Source organism: Klebsiella sp. Q11 (assembly GCF_964241505.1).
GTDB lineage: Bacteria > Pseudomonadota > Gammaproteobacteria > Enterobacterales > Enterobacteriaceae > Klebsiella > Klebsiella michiganensis.
In genome coordinates, this window is sequence record NZ_CAXSXW010000014.1 from 148,855 (window position 1) to 170,712 (window position 21,858).

Below are 21,858 nucleotides of genomic sequence, written 5' to 3' on the forward strand. Positions count from 1 at the left end.
AGTATTACTTTCCCTGTTGGTGGCAAACCGCTGTCGTCTGCGCGATGCCTTCGATTTCCGTAGCCAGACTATAGGCCGCTTTACACCGCTGGTCAGTCTTTGAGCCCCACTGGGCATAGACTTCACCGTTATCTTTTAGACCGGACATGTAGACCATCCCGCCATCAGACACGATGCTGGCCTGGGCATTTTTATCGGTGGTTGACGTTACCGTTGCGCCATACGGCACGTTTTCACCTGATGCTCTCTTAAGGATAAGGAATGCGCGGCGGCCAATGTTACCCGCGAAGTTCGCCCGTACCACGGCCGCACGGGTAGGCACCACTTTTTGCGTCGTATTTGGCAATTCCATATTATTACCCAGAGTCGTGCTATCTAAGGTTACGTTGGTCCGATGGTATGGCGTAACGTACGGAATAATCGCGTAGCCGCGGGAGTCCGTTTCGATAGTCGCGTCGTTTTCCAGGCGTACATTTTTCAGCCCGGGCGCTTTAACCAGTACGGCGGTCTCAGACATTTCCTGACCTAAGGTAATACCGTCGGCATGCATTAATACGCCGCCGCTCAGACCATAGTTAATCAACTGGCTATGTTTGGCATAACTGTAGCCGGCGTTAACCGAACCCGTTGAACCACGATAGTTGCCGTAGACGCCGCCGCTGGCATCCTCCCGATTGCTGTAGCCCTGCTGTACGTTCCAGTCGAGGTTATGATTTTCCAGCGCCACCCCGCTCAGAGAAACATACTGATCGGTCGAGCCCGGGCTGCTGTTGGTGACGTTGTAGGTCGCATAAGCATTAGGCAACCACTCGCTTAAAGGTATGGAGATATTAAATGAAACAACATGGTCATCCTCTACATAACGGCTGGCGCCACTATTTCCCCAGCTGTAGCGGCTATAGCTATAGCCAGCATAATAGTTAAAGCGACGGAACCCGCCGTTGTAACCAATGTTCAGCGAGTTATTGTGGCGCTTGCTGTCCCAGTAATCCTCGAATATACCGGATACAGAAAGGCTACCTAACCCGGCTCCCAGGCTTTGGCTCACGGTAATATTGGTTCTGTTACGCAAAGAGCGTGGAGTATAGCCGCCGTATCTGTTGCTATAGGTGTTCATCACATCGCTTAGCGTATTGTACCCGGAGGTCGAATAGCGGTAGCCGGCTACGGTAATATTGGTGCCGGTCTCAAGAATATTTTTACCATAGCGGATACGCCAGGATTGGCCGGACGTTTTATCTTCATCTTTCTTACTAGACCAGGCTGTCGTGACGTCTGCGGAAACCGCGCCAATATCGCCAAGGTTTTGCCCGGCCCCGAAAGCGAGCGCCTGATAGTTGGATGCCGCCTGCAAACCGGTATAGAAAGTGGTGTTGCTTAAGACTCCGTAGCCGATCGTAGCCTGCGTAAACGGCTTTTCATCTATATTGCCGTCATATGGGCGATATTTACCGCTCGTGATCTCATACTCCATCTGGCCTTCTCTAAGCATTAACGGCAGAGAGGCGTAAGGCACGACGAAGTTCTGTCGGGAACCGTCGGACTCCTCGACGGTGACGTAAAGGTCACCGTTGCCGCCGGTTGAGTAGAGATCGGTGATTTCGAAAGCGCCCGGAGCGACAAAGGCCTGGTAGATTTGATAGCCATTCTGTTTAATGACGATGCGAGCGTTGGTCTTGGCAATACCACGAACAACAGGCGCGAAGCCGCGCAGGCTTTCAGGAATCATGTCCGTATCGGTTGCCAGCTGAATCCCCGTGAAGGGCACGCTGTCAAAAATGCTGGAGAGAGAGGTGCTCTCACCCATGACTAAGGTGCTTTTCAACGACACAATGCTTCGCTGCGCATAGAGATAGACGGAATCCCAGTCACTCTTGGTGCCTGCTGATTTATTCCAGGTACTGAGGTTACGCAGGCGCCACGGCCCAACGTTCAGGCCGGATTGTAGGTTAAGATTGTAATACTCATTGTCCGCTTCATAGTCTTTGCCTGAACTAAACTGATAGTTGGTCAGCAAGGCGTTAATACCATCATCAAACTCATCGGGAGAAACAAATCCCTGAGCTATCGTCGACAGGGCTGCCTGCGGTATGGATATCAGCAGCTGTTGAGTATTAAAGTTAAAATCGGTGGTGAAATCCGGAATGACGCTCGTATCAGCACAGCCGTTAGCATCCTCTTTTAATGTTGGAAATGCGTCTGAACGTAAACCATAGCTGGCTAATTTAGCAATGCTTAAGCATGGAGCGAGTTTTAAGGCATCAGTCGCCGGATCTTTTTTGTCAATAAAGCGAATATCGGCCGTTTCTTGCAGACTGTTATTTAAAATAACGTCAATGCGATACACCCCTGGCGCCTGTGCATCCCGGGTTGAGTAAAGGGATAGGTCCGGTATTGAGGATGGATCGCCCTGATTTACTGACTTTATAAAAGCGGGATCAAAAAAATCCCGTGCCAGGGCATTAGCGCTTAAACCGAGAGCGAGCGCCGGAACGAGAACGAAAAATGTGTGGTAGGTTCCGGATAGCGCCCCGCCCATTTTTTTTATTGAAATAGACATACTTTTCACCCTGGCCAATGAAAAAAATTTAAATCGATGTGGTGTTAACTGGACCTGAACCCCCATTATCGGTAGAAACTCTCCACTCGATCTCTGAACCATTAACACCTGCAGGTAACGTGAATTCCTTGCTGGAAAAAGCATCAATATTATTAACTGTACTGGTAATATCCCTGCCGTTTATTATTATTGATTTAAAATAAATGAAGAACGGCGTCGGGTTTTTTAGCGTTATTTTATTACCGGACTTACGCCACTGCAGATTTTTTGCCTCCGTAGTAATATTCATATCCTGAATGGTGCGAGGGCGATAGATGAGGCGCATTCTGTGGCGAACGGCGAGCTGCAGCTTGTTTTTATCGGCTTCACTATCGCTGGTTGGCGGGATAGACATAACGTTAAAGAAGTAAACGGTTTCACGATCCTGCGGGGCTTTGGATATATACGCATTAGGGAAAATACGCACCGTATTCGTTTGTTTACCCTCCAGACGGAAAAGCGGAGGCGTCACCATAAAAAGGCTGTCTTTCGTTCCTTCAGGTGCTTCTACCCAGGATTTAATGAGATAAGGCGTATCATCTTTATTTTCAATGTTTGCGCTGATTTCTCGCGCGCCTTCTTTATAAAGATGACGGGTTGAATCCACCACGACTCCGCTGTGGGCTACGAAGCTGATGGTAATAAAAGAAAGTGTAGTTAGCCTTAATAATGACTTCAGCATAATTCATTCCCTGAATATAAGAATGGGGTTTACCTCAGGTAAACCCCGGCATGCTTATTAGTAGCTAATAGTAAAGGTTGCTACACCCTTAACTGCACCATCGGTAACGCCATTTGCGGTTTTAACGTATGCGGCTTTATAGCGCAGATAAGAAGGCGTACCTGCGGTATATGCAATAACCTTAGGCGTAGTACCGGTGAAGCTTACGCGGGTTCCATCGGTATTAACCACGGTAACCGCAGCGTTAGTCGCCGGGTTGGCCGCGGTGTTGGTCAGTACGTTATCCTGGCCGCTGATATAGTCGCCTGTTACGGTGACGTTGATATTGCCACTGAAGTCTTTAGCGCCTTTCTGGCAGTCTTCAATTTTGTACTCAATATCTTTTGCGGTAGACATATAGGGTGCGTTGACTGCCAGAGCCTCCAGTACGGATGCTTTTACATCGTCCAGCGTTAAAGAACCGCCTGAAATCACCGCGGAAGGCGTTACGTTACAGGATTCGCCGGTGTCGGTAACGTTACCCAGAATAGTCAGAGAGGAACTGTTCCCTGCCGCAAAAGCCTGGGCACTCAAAACCGCAGAAGCAGCGACCATTACAGCTACAATTGTTTTTTTCATTTATTTAATCCATTTATAGATACTAAAGTCCTGAATAGCGCCGGGCGAGGATGTTAATTAGTATGATATGTAATAACTAGCATTCCTCTATGTATACCTGAGCGCTATCGTTATCTTTCTCCTGCTGTCGCTATTGTACAAAACAGCGCGTATTGTGCCGGAGCGGTAACAAATCTAAGTGCAGGGTACATAAAATGCATGTGAATTCTGCTTGAATTTAAAGCTTGTTTATTGAATGTTTCAAATTCACAAGCAGATTTCGTAGATAATAATGAACATGTCTGGAACGTATAGTTGTAAATCAGTCTTCCCTTTGGTTCAAATATCATGATAATATTATCTTTGCTCTGGGAGGAGCGGGAATTTATCCTTGAAATTATCTAATCTGGCAGGCTAAAAGGGATGTGTTGTGTTTGCTAAAGGTGAATTTGAATTTAATTCATCTTTGTTTCATATGGAGTGGTGAGAGAGGATTGGGATTATGATATTCAATGAATATATCATTAATAATGAAGTTATTTTTAATGTAAATATGAATGAGCTGCAGCCTGTAGGAGAGAATGGGGACAGCGTGACTCTCAACGTGCCTACGGCCCGCTGCCTGCAACTTTTACTCGAAAGCAACGGGAAGATTATATCCAGGGAGGAGTTTCTGGATATAGTGTGGAAAAATAGAGGGATTGTTGTTTCGCAGAATACGTTCTATCAGAACATTTCTTTACTAAGAAAATCATTACTGAAAGCAGGATTGTCGCAAGATATTATTGTCACAGTAAGACAGCGGGGATTTGTTCTCGCCGCAGGATCAAATATCGCGTCATTCTTCCGAACAGACGAAAAAGAGCCAGAAAACCCTGAAAATGTGCAGATCACCGCGAGCACATCCTCGCCTCCGGTTGAGAACAATATGATTCATCATTTAGCCATTCAGGAAGATGCGCAAAAAAGTTTCAATGACAATAAAGCAACAGAGTTCAAATTACCCAAGTGGATTTTACCCCTGCTATTGGTTATGACCGCAGCAAACATTCTTTCTCTTTTCTTGTAGCTTTAATGAATGGGTTTACAGCTTGCTTTTATATTTGCTTTTACTTTCTTTCAGAAATGATAACGACTGGTTTTACGCAAATGATTAAGCAGTAGTATTTATATACCAGTGAGTAATAGCAAATAGGCAGTCTGCCTGGCCATGCCCGGCAGACGGATTGACTATTGCTGCTTTAACCCCAAGTCGAGGGGCGTCTTGCTGGGTTCCCCGCCGATTTCCCGCGCAAGTTTTGGTACTAAATAGCCGGACACCAGCGTCAGCAATTCGCGCACGATCGCTCTGGCCTCTTCGTCACTGACCATAAAATGCGCCGCTCCCTGCACTTTGTCTAACACGTGCAGATAATAAGGCATGACGCCGGCGTCGAATAGCGCGTTGCTCAGGTCGGCAAGCGTGTTAGCGTTATCATTTACGCCGCGCAGCAGGACGCTTTGATTCAATAAGGTCACGCCAGCCATACGCAGTTTTTTCATGGACGCACGAAACGCCGCATCAATCTCGTTGGCGTGGTTAACGTGGTTCACCAGCAGTACCTGTAACGATGATGCAGCAATACGTGCAACCAGCGTATCAGTAATACGCGCAGGAATCACAATGGGCAGCCGGCTGTGAATACGCAGGCGCTTGATGTGCGGAATAGATTCCAGCTGCGTCAATAGCCAGTCGAGTTCATGATCCTTGGCCATAAGCGGATCGCCACCGGAAAAAATGATCTCATCCAGCTGGGGATGTGCCGAAATGTACTCCAGGGCCTGCTGCCAGTTACGCTTATTGCCCTGGTTTTCAGCATAGGGGAAGTGACGACGGAAGCAATAACGACAATTTACCGCGCAGCCGCCTTTCACCAGCAGTAGCGCACGGTTGCTGTATTTATGCAGCAGACCGGGCACAACGCTATGCTGCTCTTCCAGCGGATCGGTAGAGAATCCCGGGGCATTAATAAACTCTTCCTGGGAGGTAAGTACCTGACGTAGAAGAGGATCGTTGGGATTACCTGGCTCCATACGGGCAATAAAAGCCCGCGGAACACGCAGTGCGAACAGGCGTTTAGCATCACGCCCTGCCAATAGATTCGCATCAGCGTCTACATTTAAAAGATGCAGCAGTTCATCAGGACTGGTCACAACATCGGCAAGTTGCGTTAACCAATCTTCTCTGGATGGGGTATTTAGGGTTACAATATGCGCCATTTTGTGGCTTAGCTACCAATTAACAAAATTTCAGAGGGCCTTATGGCGACTTACTATAGCAACGATTTTCGTGCCGGTCTTAAAATCATGATGGACGGCGAACCTTATGCCGTTGAAGCCAGTGAATTCGTTAAACCCGGCAAAGGCCAGGCTTTCGCGCGCGTTAAGCTGCGCCGCCTGTTGACCGGTACTCGCGTTGAGAAAACCTTCAAGTCTACCGATTCTGCTGAAGGTGCGGACGTTGTCGATATGAACCTGACTTACCTGTATAACGACGGTGAGTTCTGGCACTTTATGAACAACTCTACCTTTGAACAGCTGGCCGCTGATGCTAAAGCCGTTGGCGATAACGCTAAGTGGCTGCTGGATCAGGCTGAATGCATCGTGACCCTGTGGAACGGTCAGCCTATTTCCGTCACCCCGCCAAACTTTGTTGAGCTGGAAATCGTTGAAACCGATCCAGGCCTGAAAGGCGATACCGCGGGTACCGGCGGCAAGCCTGCAACGCTGTCCACTGGCGCAGTGGTTAAAGTTCCTCTGTTCGTACAGATTGGCGAAGTCATCAAAGTCGACACTCGCTCTGGCGAATACGTCTCCCGCGTGAAGTAATTCAGGCGGCGAAAGAGTTGGCGCAGCGCCATGCTGCGCCTCTACAGGTTGACATCGCAGGCAAGGAAGATGAGCCCTACACTGAAACTGTTGCTACTGTTATTGCTGAGCGGTTCTCTGCTTGCCGGGTGCAATACGGCTCGCGGCGTGGGCGAGGATATCCAGAGCCTGGGTCATGCTATTTCTCACGCGGTCAGCTAATCTTATTTCATCAGGCAATTCTTATTCATATACTCACGCTCTATCTGATTCACTTTCTTCACTTCTTTTTCTCTTAAAAATCGTCTCGCTTCCCTCATCCTGGACCAGTTTGTCTATGCTTATAGAGCACGATAACTAAAACTGGTTAATAAGGATGACATTATGGTAAAAAAAGCGATTGCAGCGTTCTTTACGGTTTTGGCACTTTCCTCTGTACTGACCGCATGTAACACCACGCGCGGTGTAGGTCAGGATATTTCAGAAGGCGGCAGCGCGATTTCGGGCGCCGCGACCAAAGCTCAGCAATAGACCATGGCGGTACGGCCGTTGGTCGTACCGTTCTTCCTCACCCTTGCCACGTCGTGTATAATTCCTGTGGAATATCATCTACCTTACGGGACGGCCTGTAAGCGTTTCACATCTGGGGACGGCCCCATCAAAGGAGCCATATGTCCTGGTTTATTCTGTTTATCGCGGGTCTGCTGGAAGTCGTCTGGGCTGTCGGCCTGAAATATACCCATGGGTTTAGCCGCCTGGTGCCAAGCGTGATAACGATTGCCGCCATGGTCATCAGCATGGCGCTGCTGTCATGGGCGATGAAAACGCTACCCGTGGGGACGGCTTACGCCGTTTGGACCGGAATTGGCGCGGTCGGCGCAGCCGTGACGGGGATTATCCTGCTAGGCGAATCCGCCAGCCCGATGCGCATTGCCAGCCTGGCGTGTATTGTGATTGGTATCATTGGCCTGAAAATGAGCGCGCATTAATACTGCTGATTGACCCACAGCAGTTTACTAACGTCGAATCCCTGCCGGGTAGCGATATCCAGCATCTGCTGCTTCACTTCTGGCGGGATTTTCGGCGCGCGCGCCAGTAGCCAGAGATAATCCCGATCAGGTCCGCAAACCAGCGCGTAGCGATAATCCTTGTCCAGCGCAATCACGTTATAGCCGCCATAGAAGGGGCCGAAAAACGACACTTTCAGCGCGGCTCGCGTGGGCTCCCCGGTAAAGTAAGCCACGCCGTCGGTGTTCTGCCACATCCCCCGGTCGGGGTTGTATCCCTTATTGACCACGTCCAGCCCGCCATCGTCGCGCAGGCTATAGGTTGCGGTAACTTTTTCTAAACCGCTCTCAAAAGGGTGATCGAAGCGGGCAATCTCATACCAGGTGCCAAGATAGCGTTGAGGGTTGAACGGACTGACCACGGTTACGCCAGGAGGTGGCGTCGGCGCGCTGCAGGCTACAAGCAGAAATGAAGCGGCAACAACCGCAATAACGGGTAGCAGACGCATAATGTTTTCCTTGCCAGTTTTAAGCTAAGTGTAGATTCAGGCAGGAAAAATGCGGCAGAATTTTCTTGAGAAGCGAGCCCGGTAACATAATGCTACCGGGCTTATAGCCGAGGAGGTAAAAGCGGCCTCCGGCGAGCGCTTTAGATGAACAATATGCCGACCAGAGTGACGACGGTCAGAATCGCCGCAAGGCCGTAGAAGACCCACTTACCGTTGGGTACGTGAATTTTCAAATCATGCATCGCATGGTGAATACGGTGAAGTCCACACCATAGCGGCAGCACAATCATCAGGAAAATGAATGCGCGGCCAATAAAGCTATGGGCGAAAGCCAGCACGCGTTCGTAGCTGAAGGCGTCCGCGGGCGCCAGTCCGAGCGGCAGCATAATACCCACCAGCAGCACGATGACGGGGGCGACAATCGCTCCCCACATGCCGCCAGCGCCAAACAGCCCCCAGAATACCGGTTCATCAGAACGTTTTGGTTTGGAATTAATCATTCCAGCCTCCTTACCAGAACAGCGCGACAAACAGGATCACCACGGTGACGACCGCAGTGACGATCCAAAGCCCCTTAATAACCGGCTCTGGCCCCATTTTCTCGCCTTTAAGGATAATATTGGCAGCTTTCGGTGCCAGCTCAAACCAGGTTTTAGTATGCAGCAGCGCGGCTGCAAGCGTGATCAGGTTCAGGATCACGACAATCGGATTTTGCAGAAAACCGATATACCCGGCCCAGCTCTCCGCGCCGTGCTTCAGTGCGAACAATCCGTAAATCAGCACGATGCTGAACCAGACCGTGGGTACCGCTGTTCCCTCACGCAGCATATAGAAGCGATAAAACGGCAGCTTTTTCCACCAGGTGGACGGCATCGGCCGCACGTAGGGTTTGCGTTTAGTCGTCATACTGCACTCCTTAGCGTGGTTTCAGGGTGGCGATAAGAAAGTCTTTCGAGCTTTCTACCTTGCCCTGCTGGATCGCGGCCGCCGGGTCGACGTGTTTCGGGCAGACTTCGGAGCAGTAGCCCACGAAAGTACATGTCCAGACGCCATTCTGGCCGTTAAGCTGCGCCATACGTTCCTTTTTACCGTGGTCGCGGCTGTCTTCGTTATAGCGATGGGCGAGGGTGATCGCCGCCGGGCCGATAAACTCCGGATTAAGACCAAACTGCGGGCAGGCCGCGTAGCACAGGCCGCAGTTAATGCAGCCGGAGAACTGGTGGTACTTGGCCATTTGCGCCGGGGTCTGGGTGTTAGGCCCCTGATCGGGCGTGCGCGGGTTGCCAATGATGTACGGCTTAATCGCTTCCAGGCTTTCAATAAAGTGGGTCATATCGACCACCAGATCGCGCTCAATCGGGAAGTTAGCCAGCGCCTCGACTTTAATGCCTTTGGTGTATTCGCGCAGGAAGGTTTTGCAGGCCAGTTTTGGCACCTTGTTCACCATCATGCCGCAGGAACCGCAAATCGCCATGCGGCAGGACCAGCGGTAGCTGAGGTCCGGTGCGAGGTTGTCTTTGATATAGCCCAGCGCATCAAGCAGCGAGGTTTGCTCATCATAGGGAACTTCATAGAAAGCACTGTGCGGTGCGATGTCCACTTCCGGGTTGTAGCGCACCACTTCGACTTTCATGTTTTTCATCTCAGCCATTCGTCGTCTCCTTCTTCTCGGCTGCTTCCGCTTCCGCACCGTACACGCGTTTTGCCGGCGGCAGAGTGGTGATTTTCACATCACTGTACTCCAGACTGGTGTGACCATCGGCATCGCGGAAGGCGAGGGTATGCTTGAGGAAGTTGACGTCGTCGCGCTCGGTGCAGCCTTCATCCAGGCGCTGATGCGCGCCGCGGGACTCTTTACGCGCGAGGGCGGAATGCGCCATACATTCGGCGACGTTCAGACCATGACCCAGTTCGATGGTGTACAGCAGGTCGGTATTGAACACGCTGGACGTGTCGGTGATCCGCACGCGCTTGAAGCGCTCCTGCAGCTCGGCGAGCTTATCGACCGTTTTCTGCATGAGCTCCGGCGTACGGTAGATGCCGCAGCCTTCTTCCATCGACAGACCCATTTCGTCGCGAATCTTCGCCCAGTTCTCGTTACCTTCCTGATTAACCAGATCTTTCAGGCGCTTCTCGATATCGACGACCTGCGCGTCCAGCGCGGCGCTATTGGCTTCGCCCGCTTCGGTTGCGCGCTGCATGGCCTGCTCACCGGCCAGACGACCAAAGACCACCAGCTCCGCCAGGGAGTTGGAGCCAAGGCGGTTGGCGCCGTGCAGACCCACAGAAGAACACTCGCCAACGGCAAACAGCCCTTTGATACGGGTTTCACACTGCTGGTCGGTTTCGATCCCGCCCATGGTGTAGTGTGCGGTTGGACGCACCGGAATCGGCTCTTTTACCGGATCGACGCCAACGTAGGCTTTCGAGAGTTCACAGATAAACGGCAGACGTTCAAGCAGCTTTTTCTCACCCAAATGGCGCAGATCGAGATAGACCACATCGCCTCGCGGCGTAGGGATCGTGTTGCCCTTGCGCCATTCGTGCCAGAAAGCCTGGGAGACTTTATCGCGCGGACCCAGCTCCATATATTTATTTTTCGGTTCGCCCAGCGGGGTTTCCGGACCCATGCCGTAATCCTGCAGGTAGCGGTAGCCGTTCTTGTTGACCAGAATACCGCCTTCGCCGCGGCAGCCTTCCGTCATCAGAATACCGGAGCCCGGCAGGCCGGTGGGGTGATACTGCACGAACTCCATATCGCGCAGCGGTACGCCGTGGCTGAGCGCCATACCCATCCCGTCGCCGGTGACGATACCGCCGTTGGTATTGTAGCGATACACGCGTCCAGCGCCGCCGGTAGCCAGAACTACCGCGTTGGCGCGGATCTGCACCAGCGTACCTTCCATCATATTCATCGCGACCAGACCGCGAGCCTGCCCATCATCGACCAGAATATCCAGAACAAAATGTTCGTCGAAGCGTTGGATTTGCGGGAATTGAAGCGAGGTCTGGAACAGGGTGTGCAGCATATGAAAGCCGGTTTTATCGGCAGCGAACCAGGTTCGTTCGATCTTCATGCCGCCGAATCGCCGGACGTTGACGCTGCCGTCCGGGCGGCGGCTCCACGGGCATCCCCACTGTTCGAGCTGGGTCATTTCCGTCGGGCAGTGATGAACGAAGTAGTCAACGACGTCCTGCTCACATAGCCAGTCGCCGCCGGCAACGGTGTCGTGAAAATGGTACTCGAAGCTATCATGATCCTGCGCGACGGCAGCGGAACCCCCTTCAGCAGCAACGGTATGGCTGCGCATAGGATAGACTTTTGAAATTAGAGCGATTTTTGCATTTGGATTAGCTTGCGCGGCGGCTATTGCGGCGCGAAGACCTGCTCCGCCTGCGCCTATTACGGCAAGATCGGCTTGAAAAGTTTGCACGACATTCCTCCAGTTTTTGTTTATTTCGCCGCCGGGCTGGCGAAAACGTATCACTGCTCCTTTATAGGTAAGGAGTATAGCCGTAGGGTTATGAGGGAAAATTGACGTGTTCGATTTTTTTATCGTTCTGTGCGGTTGTTTATCTCATTGCTTTATGTTTTTGGGTTATCAATAAATTAAGTGTATGTAACGCGTTTACGTATTCGCACAAAATTTGTTTCATCCGCCAGTTACGAGTAGACTTCGTGCCCTTGTTTCAAATCGGAGAACGTACCATGAGCGAAACGGCAACCTGGCAGCCGAGCGCATCCATTCCAAATCTATTAAAACGTGCAGCGGTCATGGCGGAAATTCGCCGTTTCTTTACCGACCGCGGCGTGCTGGAGGTGGAGACGCCCTGCATGAGTCAGGCGACGGTGACGGATATTCATATGGTCCCGTTTGAGACGCGTTTCGTCGGTCCTGGTCATTCTCAGGGGCTGAACCTGTACCTGATGACCAGCCCGGAGTATCACATGAAGCGCCTGCTGGCGGCCGGCTGCGGCCCGGTCTTTCAGCTGTGCCGTAGCTTCCGCAATGAAGAGATGGGGCGCCACCATAACCCGGAATTCACCATGCTGGAGTGGTATCGTCCGTGCTATGACATGTACCGGCTGATCAATGAAGTGGACGATCTGCTCCAGCAGGTCCTCGACTGCCAGCCAGCCGAAAGCCTCTCCTATCAGCAAGCCTTCCAGCGTCATCTGGAAATCGATCCGCTGTCGGCGGATAAAACGCAGCTGCGCGAAGCGGCGGCGAAGCTGGATCTGAGCAATATTGCCGATACGGAAGAGGACCGGGATACGCTGCTTCAGCTACTTTTTACCATGGGCGTCGAGCCGCACATCGGTAAAGATCGTCCGACGTTTATTTATCACTTCCCGGCAAGTCAGGCGTCGCTGGCGCAAATCAGCACCGAAGATCACCGCGTGGCGGAACGTTTTGAGGTCTATTACAAAGGCATTGAGCTGGCGAACGGTTTTCATGAGCTGACCGACGCGCGCGAACAGCAGCAGCGTTTTGAACAGGATAACCGCAAGCGCGCCGCTCGCGGCCTGCCGCAGCAGCCAATCGATCGTCATCTGCTGGCCGCTCTCGAAGCCGGGCTGCCGGATTGTTCCGGCGTGGCGCTGGGCGTTGACCGCGTCGTGATGCTGGCCCTGGGGGCAGAAAGCATCGGTGAGGTTCTCTCTTTCACCGTCGACCGCGCCTGATCCTCTCTCAGCTTCCCTTTCGATGATGGAAGGGAAGCCCGCCTTTTAGCCCTAATACCCACAAGAACCGTTTGGGTTTTTGCTACTATCCGCGCTCATTTTTTTTGGCTATCCGGCATCCTCTGCCGCGATACCGCGTTTGGATAGATTTATGCACCAGCAAATAAAGAAGATGAGCCTGATTGGGCTGATATTAATGATCTTCACCTCGGTATTTGGTTTTGCAAACAGCCCCTCTGCGTTCTACCTGATGGGCTACAGCGCGATGCCGTTTTATCTCTTCTCCGCTCTGTTTTTCTTTATCCCGTTTGCGCTAATGATGGCGGAGATGGGGGCGGCCTATCGTAAGGAGGAGGGCGGGATCTATTCATGGATGAATCATAGCGTCGGCCCGCGCTTTGCGTTTATGGGGGCCTTTATGTGGTTTTCATCCTATGTGGTCTGGATGGTCAGCACGGCGGCTAAAATTTGGGTGCCGTTTTCCACATTCTTATTCGGCGCGGATAAAACGCAATCCTGGGCGCTGGCCGGACTGACTTCCACGCAAACGGTCGGTATTCTTGCCGCGTGCTGGATGCTGCTGGTGACCTTTGTCGCGGTAAAAGGCATGCACAAAATCGCCAAAATTACCGCCGTCGGCGGGATCGCGGTCATGGGCCTTAACCTGGTCCTGCTGCTGGTGAACCTGGTGATTTTACTGCTCAACGGCGGCCATTTTGCCCAACCATTGGATTTCACGGCCTCGCCTAATCCAGGCTATCAGTCCGGTCTGGCGATGCTATCGTTCGTGGTTTTTGCCATCTTTGCCTACGGCGGAATCGAAGCGGTTGGCGGTCTGGTGGATAAAACCGAGCAGCCGGAAAAGAATTTTGCCAAAGGTATTGTTATCGCGGCGGTCGTCATTTCTGTTGGCTATTCGCTGGCGATTGTTCTGTGGGGCGTGAGTGCCAACTGGCAGCAGGTATTGAGCAACCCTTCCACGAACCTCGGTAATATCACCTACGTGCTGATGACCCGCCTTGGCGCCACCCTGGCTAATGCGATGCATCTGCCGCCCGCCGTCGCCGCCCTGAGCGGATTATGGTTTGCCAGAATCACCGGACTCGCCATGTTCCTCGCTTATACCGGCGCTTTCTTTACCCTGAGCTACTCGCCGTTAAAGGCGATTATTCAGGGCACGCCAAAAGCGCTCTGGCCTTCAGCAATGACGCGAATTAACGCTAACGGTATGCCGGCGAACGCCATGTGGTGGCAGTGCCTGCTGGTGAGCGTGTTTATTCTGCTGGTTTCCTTTGGGGGCGATACCGCGTCGGCGTTTTATAACAAACTGACGCTGATGGCGAATGTCTCTATGACGCTGCCGTATCTGTTTTTAACGCTGGCATTTCCTTTTTTTAAGGCGAAGCAGGATCTCGATCGCCCCTTTGTGATTTTTAAACACCGCGGCTCGACGCTGCTGGCGACCGCCGTTGTGGTACTGGTGGTGGCATTTGCCAATATCTTTACCGTGATTGAGCCGGTGATGGAAGCGGGTGACTGGAGCAGCGCGCTGTGGATGGTCGGCGGACCGGCTTTCTTTTCGCTGCTGGCGCTGGGGATCTATGAGAATTACCGCCGGCGTACGGCGGTGCAGCTGATGGTCGAGGAGAGCTAAAACGCTGGCCTTGCCTGCGTTCAGGCAAGGCCGTTCTTACAGGCTGCCGGGCGTGCGGCTGGTTTTCCCTGCCGAGGTCAGCGCCCTGCTGCTTTTTCTGCCATCGATGCTCTCCAGGCGCATCTGGAACGGCGGGAACGGCATATCGATACCGTGCTCGCGGAATCCGGCCAGAATCAGCTGGTGCATCTCGTGGCGCAGCGGCATCCGGTGACCCATTTCGGCGGCGTAGATACGCAGCTCGAAAATCTGGATCCCCTGCTGCAGATCAACGAGGAACGCTTCCGGCGCCGGGGTATCGATAACCAATGAACAGCGGTGCGCGGCATTTAACAGGATCTGCGCCACCTCTTCGGTATCGGCATCTACCGGAGCAGGCACCGTTAGCACCACGCGGGTCACGGAATCCGACAGCGACCAGTTGATGAACTGTTCGGTGATGAACGCCTTGTTCGGTACGATAATCTCTTTACGGTCCCAGTCGCTGATGGTGGTGGCGCGGGTATTAATTCGCGTCACGCTGCCGGTGAGATCGCGAATGGTGACCGTATCGCCAATGCGGATCGGTTTCTCAAACAGGATAATCAGGCCCGAGATAAAGTTGGCGAAGATCTCCTGCAGGCCAAAACCGAGACCCACACCGAGCGCGGCAATAAGCCACTGCAGCTTGGACCACTCAATCCCAATCATCGAGAAGCCGACCAGACCGCCGATCAGCATCAGCAGATACTTAGTGATGGTGGTGATGGCGTAGCCGGTGCCCGGCGTCAGTTCCAGATGCTGGAGGATGGCCAGCTCCAGCAGCGCGGGTAGGTTGCGCACCAGCTGGGTAGTAATAATCAGCACCAGGATGGCTATCAGCACCGCGCCGAGGGTAATCGGCTCCAGGCTCTCAACGCCCTGTACCGTGGAGGTGACGTCCCACAGCGAGATATTCTCCAGGAAGCCAAACGCGGAGTGGATTTCTGACCACAGCACGATAACCGACACCAGCGCGATCAGCATCAGCAGGGAGCGCACCAGACGCAACGACTGGGTACTGATGGCATCAAGATCGACCTCGCTGACCTCAGCTTCCATCGAACCTTCCGGGCTGCTGGTATGCTGGACTTCCTCTTCGCCGCGGGCGCGCTGGGCGAGGATCTCCGCCCGACGGTGCTTCGCGCGATCGAACGCCAGGCGGCGCCGCTGGATCAGCATCCAGCGGCGTATGATGTGATAAACCACCAGCAGCAGGAACCAGATGGCGACCGAGGTTTCAAGCCTGGCGAGCAGCGCCTGCGACGTGGCGAGATAGCCGATCGCCGCCGCCAGCATCGCTATCAGCGGCGCGCCGAGCAGCATATTCCACAGCAGCCGGTTCAGCATATTGTCGCCGCTGCCTTCTTTGTCGAGATACAGCGGAATGCCGGCGCGTTTCAGGCTCAGGGTCACCATCGCCAGCGCGCCGCAAATCAGCATAAAGCAGAGGCGGCCCAGCGAGGCGGAGAACTCGCGATCGTTGAGGTTATCGAAAGTAATCAGCGCCATAATCAGCGGCACGATCAGCCCGATGCTCATCAGGTAGTAGCGCATCGCTTTGCTGACGCGGCTGCGCGGCCAGCCAAAGTGGGCGATAAACAGGCCGTTAGGGCGGGCGAACGTGGCGCAAATCATCACGACCCACAGCAGCGGTACCGTGGCGGTGACGCTATCGCCAATCGCCACGGCCAGCGGGAAAGGCCAGGCGGCCTGCAGGCCATAGCCCAGCGTCATCCACAGCACCGGCAGCGGCGAGGCCACCAGTATGGACCAGAACACCGTGCGCAGGGTGAGCCAGAAGTGATCCTGCGTAACCTTACCGACGCGCGCGCTGGAGCGCTCAAGGAAGCTGGTGAAATGGCGGCGTGAGCTAATACTGAACCCCACCAGAATGAGCGCGACGAAGAGCGGCAGCAGGGTCTCTTTGCTGGTCAGCATCATCATGCTGGCCTTACCGAGCTGGCTCATGGTATCGAGCGAGATCAGGCGGCGGAGATCCTGAACGATCTCCAGCGGCCATGAGAAGCCGATTGGGCTGACGTCCGAGGTCCAGAACAGATAGCGGTGGGTCGCTTCGTTGATCTCTTTAAGCGCATCCTCTAGCTGACCGTTGGCGACCTTCAGCTTGGTCAGTTCGAGCATAAGCGTATCGCCGCCGCGCAGCAGGGAGTTGAGCAGCTCGGTCTGCGTGCGCATCTGGGCCTGCAGAATACGGTTCTGTTCCGCGGTGAGCGGTTCACCGTTGGCCTGACGAATTTGTCTTAGCTGCGGCTGTTTGCCGAGCTGATCTTCATAGCGTAAACGCTGCACGCGCAGCTGCGCCATTTCGGTATCCAGCTGCTGCGGCCGCGGGATTTCCGGCAGTCGAGCCACCTGCGCGCGCAGGGCTTCACCAAGCAGATTGGAAGAGCCCAGCCACTGGGACTGCTCGCGCAGGGTGTTTAACGCCTGACGCACCTGGAGGGTCTGATTGGTCGCCTGGCGCTGCTGCGAGGCGATCAAATCCATCCGCTGCGCCTGCTGGTTGAGCGCCTGCGACAGCTCGCGGTTAACTTTAAACTGCGCCACGATATCCGGCGGCAGGTTTTCGCTGTTTTCCGCCAGCAGTTCGGTGCTTTCCAGCGCTTTTTCCGCCTCGCGCTGCCGTTGGTTATTGAGCTGATTTCTCAGCGCCTGTAGCCAGGCGTCGAGCTGTTCGCTCTCTTTCTGCGCCAGCTCGGAGCGCAACCGCGAAAGTTCCTGGCGGTTATTGGCGGAAAGCTGCGCCAGATCCAGCTCATCGACCAGCGCTTTCAGCCGCGCGGACTCCGCCTGCAGACCAAGATTTTGCGCCTGTGCCAGCGGGGTATTGCTGCTTTGCGCGCCGACCCGGCGTTCAACCTCATTCAGCTGGCGGCGGGCATCGCTCTGCTGCTGCGGCAGCTGGTTGAGGGAGTCGGCGATGTCGCGGGCGCGATCCTGCTCCTGCTGAGCTTTACGACTGGCTTCCAGCAGCTGGCTGCTGACCTGGAGAATCTCCTGGTTCAGGGCATCGGAGGAGAGGGTAGTGGAGACCTGGCGCGGCTCATCGCTGAGATTGTTGAGCTGCGCGCGCAGGTTTTGCGACAGTTTGGGGAAGTTATCGATAACGTCCTGGTACTGACGGGCGCGTTCAAGGGAAGCATTTCGCTCCTCAAGGGCGTTCAGGGCAGATTGCAGGACTTCAACGGTTTCAGGCTGGGCGGGCTTTGCCGCCTTCGCCTGTTCCAGCTCCTGGGCTATCTGTTTAGCATCCGGGGCTGTCGCTGCGTACGCCCCAAAACTGAGGCACCAGGCCAACAGGAAAGTGTATATCAGGCGCACGGCGTAACCTTTTTTCAGGAATTAACCTTCGTCTTGTTTATCGTCAACCAGCGGGCTGGCTGCGTGTTCAGCGCGGACTTCTTCTTCCGCCAGCGGCGCGGGCTCTACCGGCGCCGCGGCTTCAGGCGCGATCGCCAGCGGCTGGCCTATTTTGGTCACCGACAGGCTTTGTAACTGCTCAACCAGCTTCACCTGGCCCGGAGCAAACAGGTTAATCACCGTGGAGCCCAGCTTAAAGCGGCCCATCTCCTGGCCTTTCAGCAGGGCGACGGAGCCTTCGCTATCGCCAGCAGGCCAGGTCCAGCGCTTAATGATGCCTTCGCGCGGCGGCGTGACGGTACCGGACCACACGGTTTCGATGCTGCCGACGATGGTAGCGCCGACGAGGATTTGCACCATAGGGCCAAACTCAGTATCGAACAGGCAGATGACGCGCTCGTTGCGGGCAAAAAGATTCGGCACGTTTTGAGCGGTCAGATGGTTTACGGAAAACAGATCCCCCGGCACGTAGATCATTTCGCGCAGAATACCGTTGCACGGCATATGCACGCGGTGGTAATCGCGCGGCGAAAGATAGGTGGTGACGAAGCTGCCGTTACGGAACAGGTCAGCCATCTGGTAGTTACCGGCCAGCAGCGCTTCCAGGCTGTAGTTATGGCCTTTAGCCTGCAAAATTTTGTCGTCTTCAATGGCGCCCAGTTGGCTGATGACGCCGTCGGCGGGCATTACCAGCACGTTCGGGTCGGTGTTTAACGGGCGGACGTCGTCGCGCAGCGGGCGAACGAAGAAGTCGTTAAAGGTACGGTAGCTGGCGGTGTCAGGCTTTTGCGCCTCTTTCATATCGACCTTGTAATATTTCACGAACAGATCGATGACCAGTTTTGTCAGCCAGCCTGCTCGTTTGCGTGCACCCCAGCCTGCGAGGCGGGTGAGCCACAGTTTAGGCAGAATGTATTGCAGTGAAAGTTTAAGATCGTTTAACAAGGTAGCCTCCAGGCCATTATTTGTCGTTCCTGGCCCCGCGGAGCAGCGGAGCCTGAAAAAAGGGGGACGATTCTAACGATGCTCAGCTTAAATGTCAGTCATCGGTTGATGAAAAGCTTTTACGCGTTTTTACCTGTACCTGCGCCATGCTTTCCAGAATGCGATGGTAGTTTTCAAACCGGCTTTCGGCGATTTCGCCTTTCTCCACCGCTTCGCGAATGGCGCAGCCCGGGTCATTGTCGTGTTTGCAGTCGCGGTATTTGCAGCGGCCTAAATAATCATGGAATTCGACAAAGCCGTGGGTGATTTGTTCCGCGTCGAGATGCCACAGGCCGAACTCGCGTACGCCCGGCGAGTCAATCACATCGCCGCCGTGCGGGAAGTGGTACAGGCGCGCGGCCGTGGTGGTGTGCTGCCCCAGTCCGGAGACATCCGAAACGTCATTGGTGAGGATTTGGTCATCATGCAGGCCCAGCAGCGCGTTCAGCAGGCTGGATTTGCCTACCCCTGACTGCCCGGCAAAGATACTGATACGATCGGTGAGCGCCTCTTCAAGCGGCTTCAGGCCATCCTGCGTGCGGCTGGAGACCATCAGTACGCGGTAACCAATATGGCGATAGATGTCCATTTGCTCGTTGACGAAGTCCATGCTCGCCTGATCCAGCAGGTCGATCTTATTGAGCACGATCAGCGGCTCAACGTTCAGCGTTTCGCAGGCCACGAGGTAGCGGTCGATAATATTCGGAGAAAGCTCAGGCAAGATCGCGGAAACAATGACAATCTGATTGATATTGGCGGCGATGGGTTTGACGCCGTCGTAGAAATCCGGACGCGTCAGTACGGAGGTCCGTTCATGGACGGCCTCGACGATGCCCTTGACGTTGACGCCGTCAGCTTCGCTTTTGCCAGGCCGCCAGACCACGCGATCGCCGGTGACCAGCGAACGGATAGTGCGGCGTATGTTGCAACGGTGGACGCTACCGTCGGCGGATTCGACATCGGCATGCATGCCAAAGCGGCTAATGACGGTCCCTTCGGATTTCTCACCGAAAAGGTTGTCATCAAAATCGGCCTTCTCCGAAGTCGTTTTCAGGCGGCGCTGGTGGTTGGCCTTCACGCGGCGCTGTTGGCCTTTGGAGAGTTTATTTTTACTCAATCGAACTGGCTCCTGGTCGCCCTGTACGGGCAAAACCTCTATGATACACGCTATTTTAGATGAATATAGTGACGTAAGAAGGGTGGAAAATAACATGAGTGCAGATGAAAACAACCTGATTTGGATCGATCTTGAAATGACGGGGCTGGATCCGGAGCGCGATCGCATCATCGAAATCGCCACCCTGGTGACCGACGCGAATCTGAACATTCTGGCGGAAGGGCCGACCATTGCGGTGCACCAGTCAGACGCGCAGCTGGCGCTGATGGACGAGTGGAACGTGCGTACCCATACCGGCAGCGGGCTGGTGGAGCGGGTGAAGGCGAGTACTCAGGGCGATCGTGAAGCCGAACTGGCGACTATCGAATTCCTCAAAAAGTGGGTACCGGCGGGGAAGTCGCCGATCTGCGGCAATAGCATCGGCCAGGATCGCCGCTTCTTGTTTAAATATATGCCTGAGCTGGAAGCGTATTTCCACTACCGTTATCTGGACGTCAGCACGCTGAAAGAGCTGGCTCGTCGCTGGAAGCCGGAAATTCTCGACGGCTTTAAGAAACAAGGAACCCATCAGGCGATGGACGATATTCGCGAATCGGTCGCGGAACTGGCCTACTATCGCGAACACTTTATTAAGCTTTAACGCCCGTGCCGGGGCCAACACGCCCCGGTCATACCCCCGACTATTTAAACCACTTCTGTTCCATGGCCTGGAACTCCGGCGAGGCTTTTACGACATCCAGAGCGGCATTGATGTTATTCAGCAGCTCCGGATCGTCTTTACGTACCGCAATGGCGTACTGCTTACCGTAGTAGCCGGGATCCGTGGCGCGTTCGTCCATCATGGCGTAGTCGGGGTTATCCTGGAGCCATTTCGTTAACGTCTCCTGATCGCCCATCACGCCGCTAATCACGCCTTCTTTCAGCGCGCTCAGGGCGCTTTCGTCGCTGTCGTAAGGCACCGCATGCACGGCTTTTTGTTTGTCCCGCAGATAGTGCTGATGAAGGGTGCCTTTCACGACGCCGATTTTTTTATCCTTCAGATCGGCAAAGGTGTGGGCGGCGTCTTTCGCGGTGACAACTACGCCGGACAGCGCCTGACGATAGGGATGGCTGAACGCAACCTGCTTTTCTCGCATCGGAATCACTTCGATACCGGCAATCACGGCGTCGAATTTCTTAAAGCGCAGCGCCGGGATGAGGGTATCGAACCCCTGGGGAGTGAATTTGCATTCGACCTGCATCTGCCTGCACAGCGCGTTGGCCAGGTCGATATCAAAACCCGTGGGCTGATTTTTACCATTGACGGTTTCATACGGCGGATTGGCCGTCGTTGTCCCAAAATGTAGCGTTGTTGCCGATGCTGTTCCTGTGGCAAGCGTGGCCAGCAGCAGGACGGTAAGCGCTTTTTTCATTTTATTTCCCTGGTTGTCATCGTTGTTGACCGTCAGCGGGCGATATCCGCCTATAAACTTGAGCGATTTTGCGCCTTTAGCGGGCCCGGAAAAAGTGATTTTGCCGCATTTGCTGGTTATTTAGACAATTCAGGCCGGTGTGTGGTGATAAAGTGGTCACTTAAACCAAAAACGAAAAAAATTGCGCTCAGGGGGGTTGCAGGTAAATCGAATTCTCGTATAATGCGCCTCCCGTGACGAAGCAGAAATGCAAATCACGACGCCATAGAAATATGGCCAGAAGTATGCGGGAATAGCTCAGTTGGTAGAGCACGACCTTGCCAAGGTCGGGGTCGCGAGTTCGAGTCTCGTTTCCCGCTCC

The 21,858-nt window shown here is 54.0% G+C and carries 21 protein-coding genes and 1 tRNA gene; 9 read left to right on the forward strand and 13 right to left on the reverse strand.

Annotated features, from left to right (window positions below; genetic code table 11):
• Positions 1-4: 4 nt before the first annotated feature.
• The 3 genes from ACESQ2_RS21500 to ACESQ2_RS21510 are packed head-to-tail and all read right to left on the reverse strand — an operon-like array spanning position 5 to position 3,899.
• Positions 5-2,560, reverse strand: coding sequence for a fimbria/pilus outer membrane usher protein (locus ACESQ2_RS21500; RefSeq protein ID WP_077259586.1), 2,556 nt, complete (start codon positions 2,558-2,560; stop codon positions 5-7).
• Between the two features lie 28 nt (positions 2,561-2,588).
• Positions 2,589-3,281, reverse strand: coding sequence for a molecular chaperone (locus tag ACESQ2_RS21505; RefSeq protein WP_049071897.1), 693 nt, complete (start codon positions 3,279-3,281; stop codon positions 2,589-2,591).
• Positions 3,282-3,338: 57 nt separating this feature from the next.
• On the reverse strand, positions 3,339-3,899 hold the full coding sequence (locus ACESQ2_RS21510) for a fimbrial protein (protein WP_046876846.1): 561 nt from the start codon (positions 3,897-3,899) through the stop codon (positions 3,339-3,341).
• Positions 3,900-4,380: 481 nt separating this feature from the next.
• Here ACESQ2_RS21510 and ACESQ2_RS21515 point away from each other — a divergent pair, with 481 nt between their 5' ends.
• Positions 4,381-4,947 (forward strand): winged helix-turn-helix domain-containing protein, encoded by a 567-nt coding sequence (locus tag ACESQ2_RS21515; RefSeq protein WP_046876847.1) that lies wholly within the window; start codon positions 4,381-4,383, stop codon positions 4,945-4,947.
• A gap of 161 nt (positions 4,948-5,108) precedes the next feature.
• On the opposite strand, the gene epmB is transcribed toward ACESQ2_RS21515, so the two are convergent.
• On the reverse strand, positions 5,109-6,137 hold the full coding sequence (epmB, locus tag ACESQ2_RS21520; RefSeq protein ID WP_032695144.1) for an EF-P beta-lysylation protein EpmB: 1,029 nt from the start codon (positions 6,135-6,137) through the stop codon (positions 5,109-5,111).
• Between the two features lie 42 nt (positions 6,138-6,179).
• Between epmB and efp the strand changes: the two genes are divergently transcribed.
• The 4 genes from efp to sugE all read left to right on the forward strand — a co-directional run bounded on the left by efp (position 6,180) and on the right by sugE (position 7,714).
• Positions 6,180-6,746: an elongation factor P gene (gene efp / locus ACESQ2_RS21525; protein ID WP_004097931.1), complete on the forward strand. Its 567-nt coding sequence runs from the start codon at positions 6,180-6,182 to the stop codon at positions 6,744-6,746.
• Positions 6,747-6,815: 69 nt separating this feature from the next.
• Positions 6,816-6,947, forward strand: coding sequence for an entericidin A/B family lipoprotein (locus ACESQ2_RS21530; RefSeq protein ID WP_025107643.1), 132 nt, complete (start codon positions 6,816-6,818; stop codon positions 6,945-6,947).
• A gap of 162 nt (positions 6,948-7,109) precedes the next feature.
• A complete protein-coding gene (gene ecnB, locus ACESQ2_RS21535) occupies positions 7,110-7,256 on the forward strand; it encodes a lipoprotein toxin entericidin B (RefSeq protein WP_004097935.1) in 147 nt (48 codons plus the stop codon).
• A gap of 140 nt (positions 7,257-7,396) precedes the next feature.
• The gene (gene sugE, locus ACESQ2_RS21540) at positions 7,397-7,714 is read left to right on the forward strand and encodes a quaternary ammonium compound efflux SMR transporter SugE (protein WP_014227609.1); all 318 of its coding nucleotides are present in this window, start codon (positions 7,397-7,399) and stop codon (positions 7,712-7,714) included.
• On the opposite strand, the gene ACESQ2_RS21545 is transcribed toward sugE, so the two are convergent.
• The 5 genes from ACESQ2_RS21545 to frdA all read right to left on the reverse strand — a co-directional run bounded on the left by ACESQ2_RS21545 (position 7,711) and on the right by frdA (position 11,675).
• Positions 7,711-8,241: a lipocalin family protein gene (locus ACESQ2_RS21545; protein WP_345911684.1), complete on the reverse strand. Its 531-nt coding sequence runs from the start codon at positions 8,239-8,241 to the stop codon at positions 7,711-7,713. The two genes, sugE and ACESQ2_RS21545, sit on opposite strands and share 4 nt — an antisense overlap.
• 140 nt (positions 8,242-8,381) lie before the next feature.
• A complete protein-coding gene (frdD, locus tag ACESQ2_RS21550) occupies positions 8,382-8,741 on the reverse strand; it encodes a fumarate reductase subunit FrdD (protein WP_049071907.1) in 360 nt (119 codons plus the stop codon).
• Positions 8,742-8,751: 10 nt separating this feature from the next.
• The gene (frdC, locus tag ACESQ2_RS21555; RefSeq protein WP_004117355.1) at positions 8,752-9,147 is read right to left on the reverse strand and encodes a fumarate reductase subunit FrdC; all 396 of its coding nucleotides are present in this window, start codon (positions 9,145-9,147) and stop codon (positions 8,752-8,754) included.
• Between the two features lie 10 nt (positions 9,148-9,157).
• Entirely contained in the window at positions 9,158-9,892 is a 735-nt protein-coding gene (locus ACESQ2_RS21560) for a succinate dehydrogenase/fumarate reductase iron-sulfur subunit (RefSeq protein WP_004097940.1), read from the reverse strand.
• A complete protein-coding gene (frdA, locus tag ACESQ2_RS21565; RefSeq protein ID WP_025107641.1) occupies positions 9,885-11,675 on the reverse strand; it encodes a fumarate reductase (quinol) flavoprotein subunit in 1,791 nt (596 codons plus the stop codon). Before frdA ends, ACESQ2_RS21560 begins: the two co-directional genes overlap by 8 nt.
• A gap of 275 nt (positions 11,676-11,950) precedes the next feature.
• Here frdA and epmA point away from each other — a divergent pair, with 275 nt between their 5' ends.
• A complete protein-coding gene (gene epmA / locus ACESQ2_RS21570) occupies positions 11,951-12,928 on the forward strand; it encodes an elongation factor P--(R)-beta-lysine ligase (protein WP_004097943.1) in 978 nt (325 codons plus the stop codon).
• A 151-nt stretch (positions 12,929-13,079) separates the two neighbouring features.
• Positions 13,080-14,582, forward strand: coding sequence for a glutamate/gamma-aminobutyrate family transporter YjeM (gene yjeM / locus ACESQ2_RS21575; protein ID WP_224260354.1), 1,503 nt, complete (start codon positions 13,080-13,082; stop codon positions 14,580-14,582).
• 36 nt (positions 14,583-14,618) lie between these two features.
• On the opposite strand, the gene mscM is transcribed toward yjeM, so the two are convergent.
• The 3 genes from mscM to rsgA all read right to left on the reverse strand — a co-directional run bounded on the left by mscM (position 14,619) and on the right by rsgA (position 20,085).
• Positions 14,619-17,945, reverse strand: coding sequence for a miniconductance mechanosensitive channel MscM (mscM, locus tag ACESQ2_RS21580; protein WP_046876849.1), 3,327 nt, complete (start codon positions 17,943-17,945; stop codon positions 14,619-14,621).
• A 21-nt stretch (positions 17,946-17,966) separates the two neighbouring features.
• On the reverse strand, positions 17,967-18,929 hold the full coding sequence (gene asd / locus ACESQ2_RS21585) for an archaetidylserine decarboxylase (protein ID WP_025107637.1): 963 nt from the start codon (positions 18,927-18,929) through the stop codon (positions 17,967-17,969).
• Between the two features lie 94 nt (positions 18,930-19,023).
• Positions 19,024-20,085 carry a small ribosomal subunit biogenesis GTPase RsgA gene (gene rsgA / locus ACESQ2_RS21590; protein ID WP_004097952.1) on the reverse strand — a complete coding sequence of 354 codons (1,062 nt, stop codon included), beginning with the start codon at positions 20,083-20,085 and terminating at the stop codon, positions 19,024-19,026.
• Positions 20,086-20,179: 94 nt separating this feature from the next.
• Between rsgA and orn the strand changes: the two genes are divergently transcribed.
• A complete protein-coding gene (gene orn, locus ACESQ2_RS21595; protein ID WP_004097954.1) occupies positions 20,180-20,725 on the forward strand; it encodes an oligoribonuclease in 546 nt (181 codons plus the stop codon).
• A 40-nt stretch (positions 20,726-20,765) separates the two neighbouring features.
• Here the strand turns inward: orn and ACESQ2_RS21600 are convergent, their stop codons facing one another.
• Positions 20,766-21,497: an arginine ABC transporter substrate-binding protein gene (locus ACESQ2_RS21600; protein WP_025107636.1), complete on the reverse strand. Its 732-nt coding sequence runs from the start codon at positions 21,495-21,497 to the stop codon at positions 20,766-20,768.
• Between the two features lie 286 nt (positions 21,498-21,783).
• On the opposite strand from ACESQ2_RS21600, the gene ACESQ2_RS21605 reads away from it, so the two are divergent.
• Positions 21,784-21,856: transfer RNA gene (locus ACESQ2_RS21605), tRNA-Gly, on the forward strand.
• Positions 21,857-21,858: the final 2 nt, after the last annotated feature.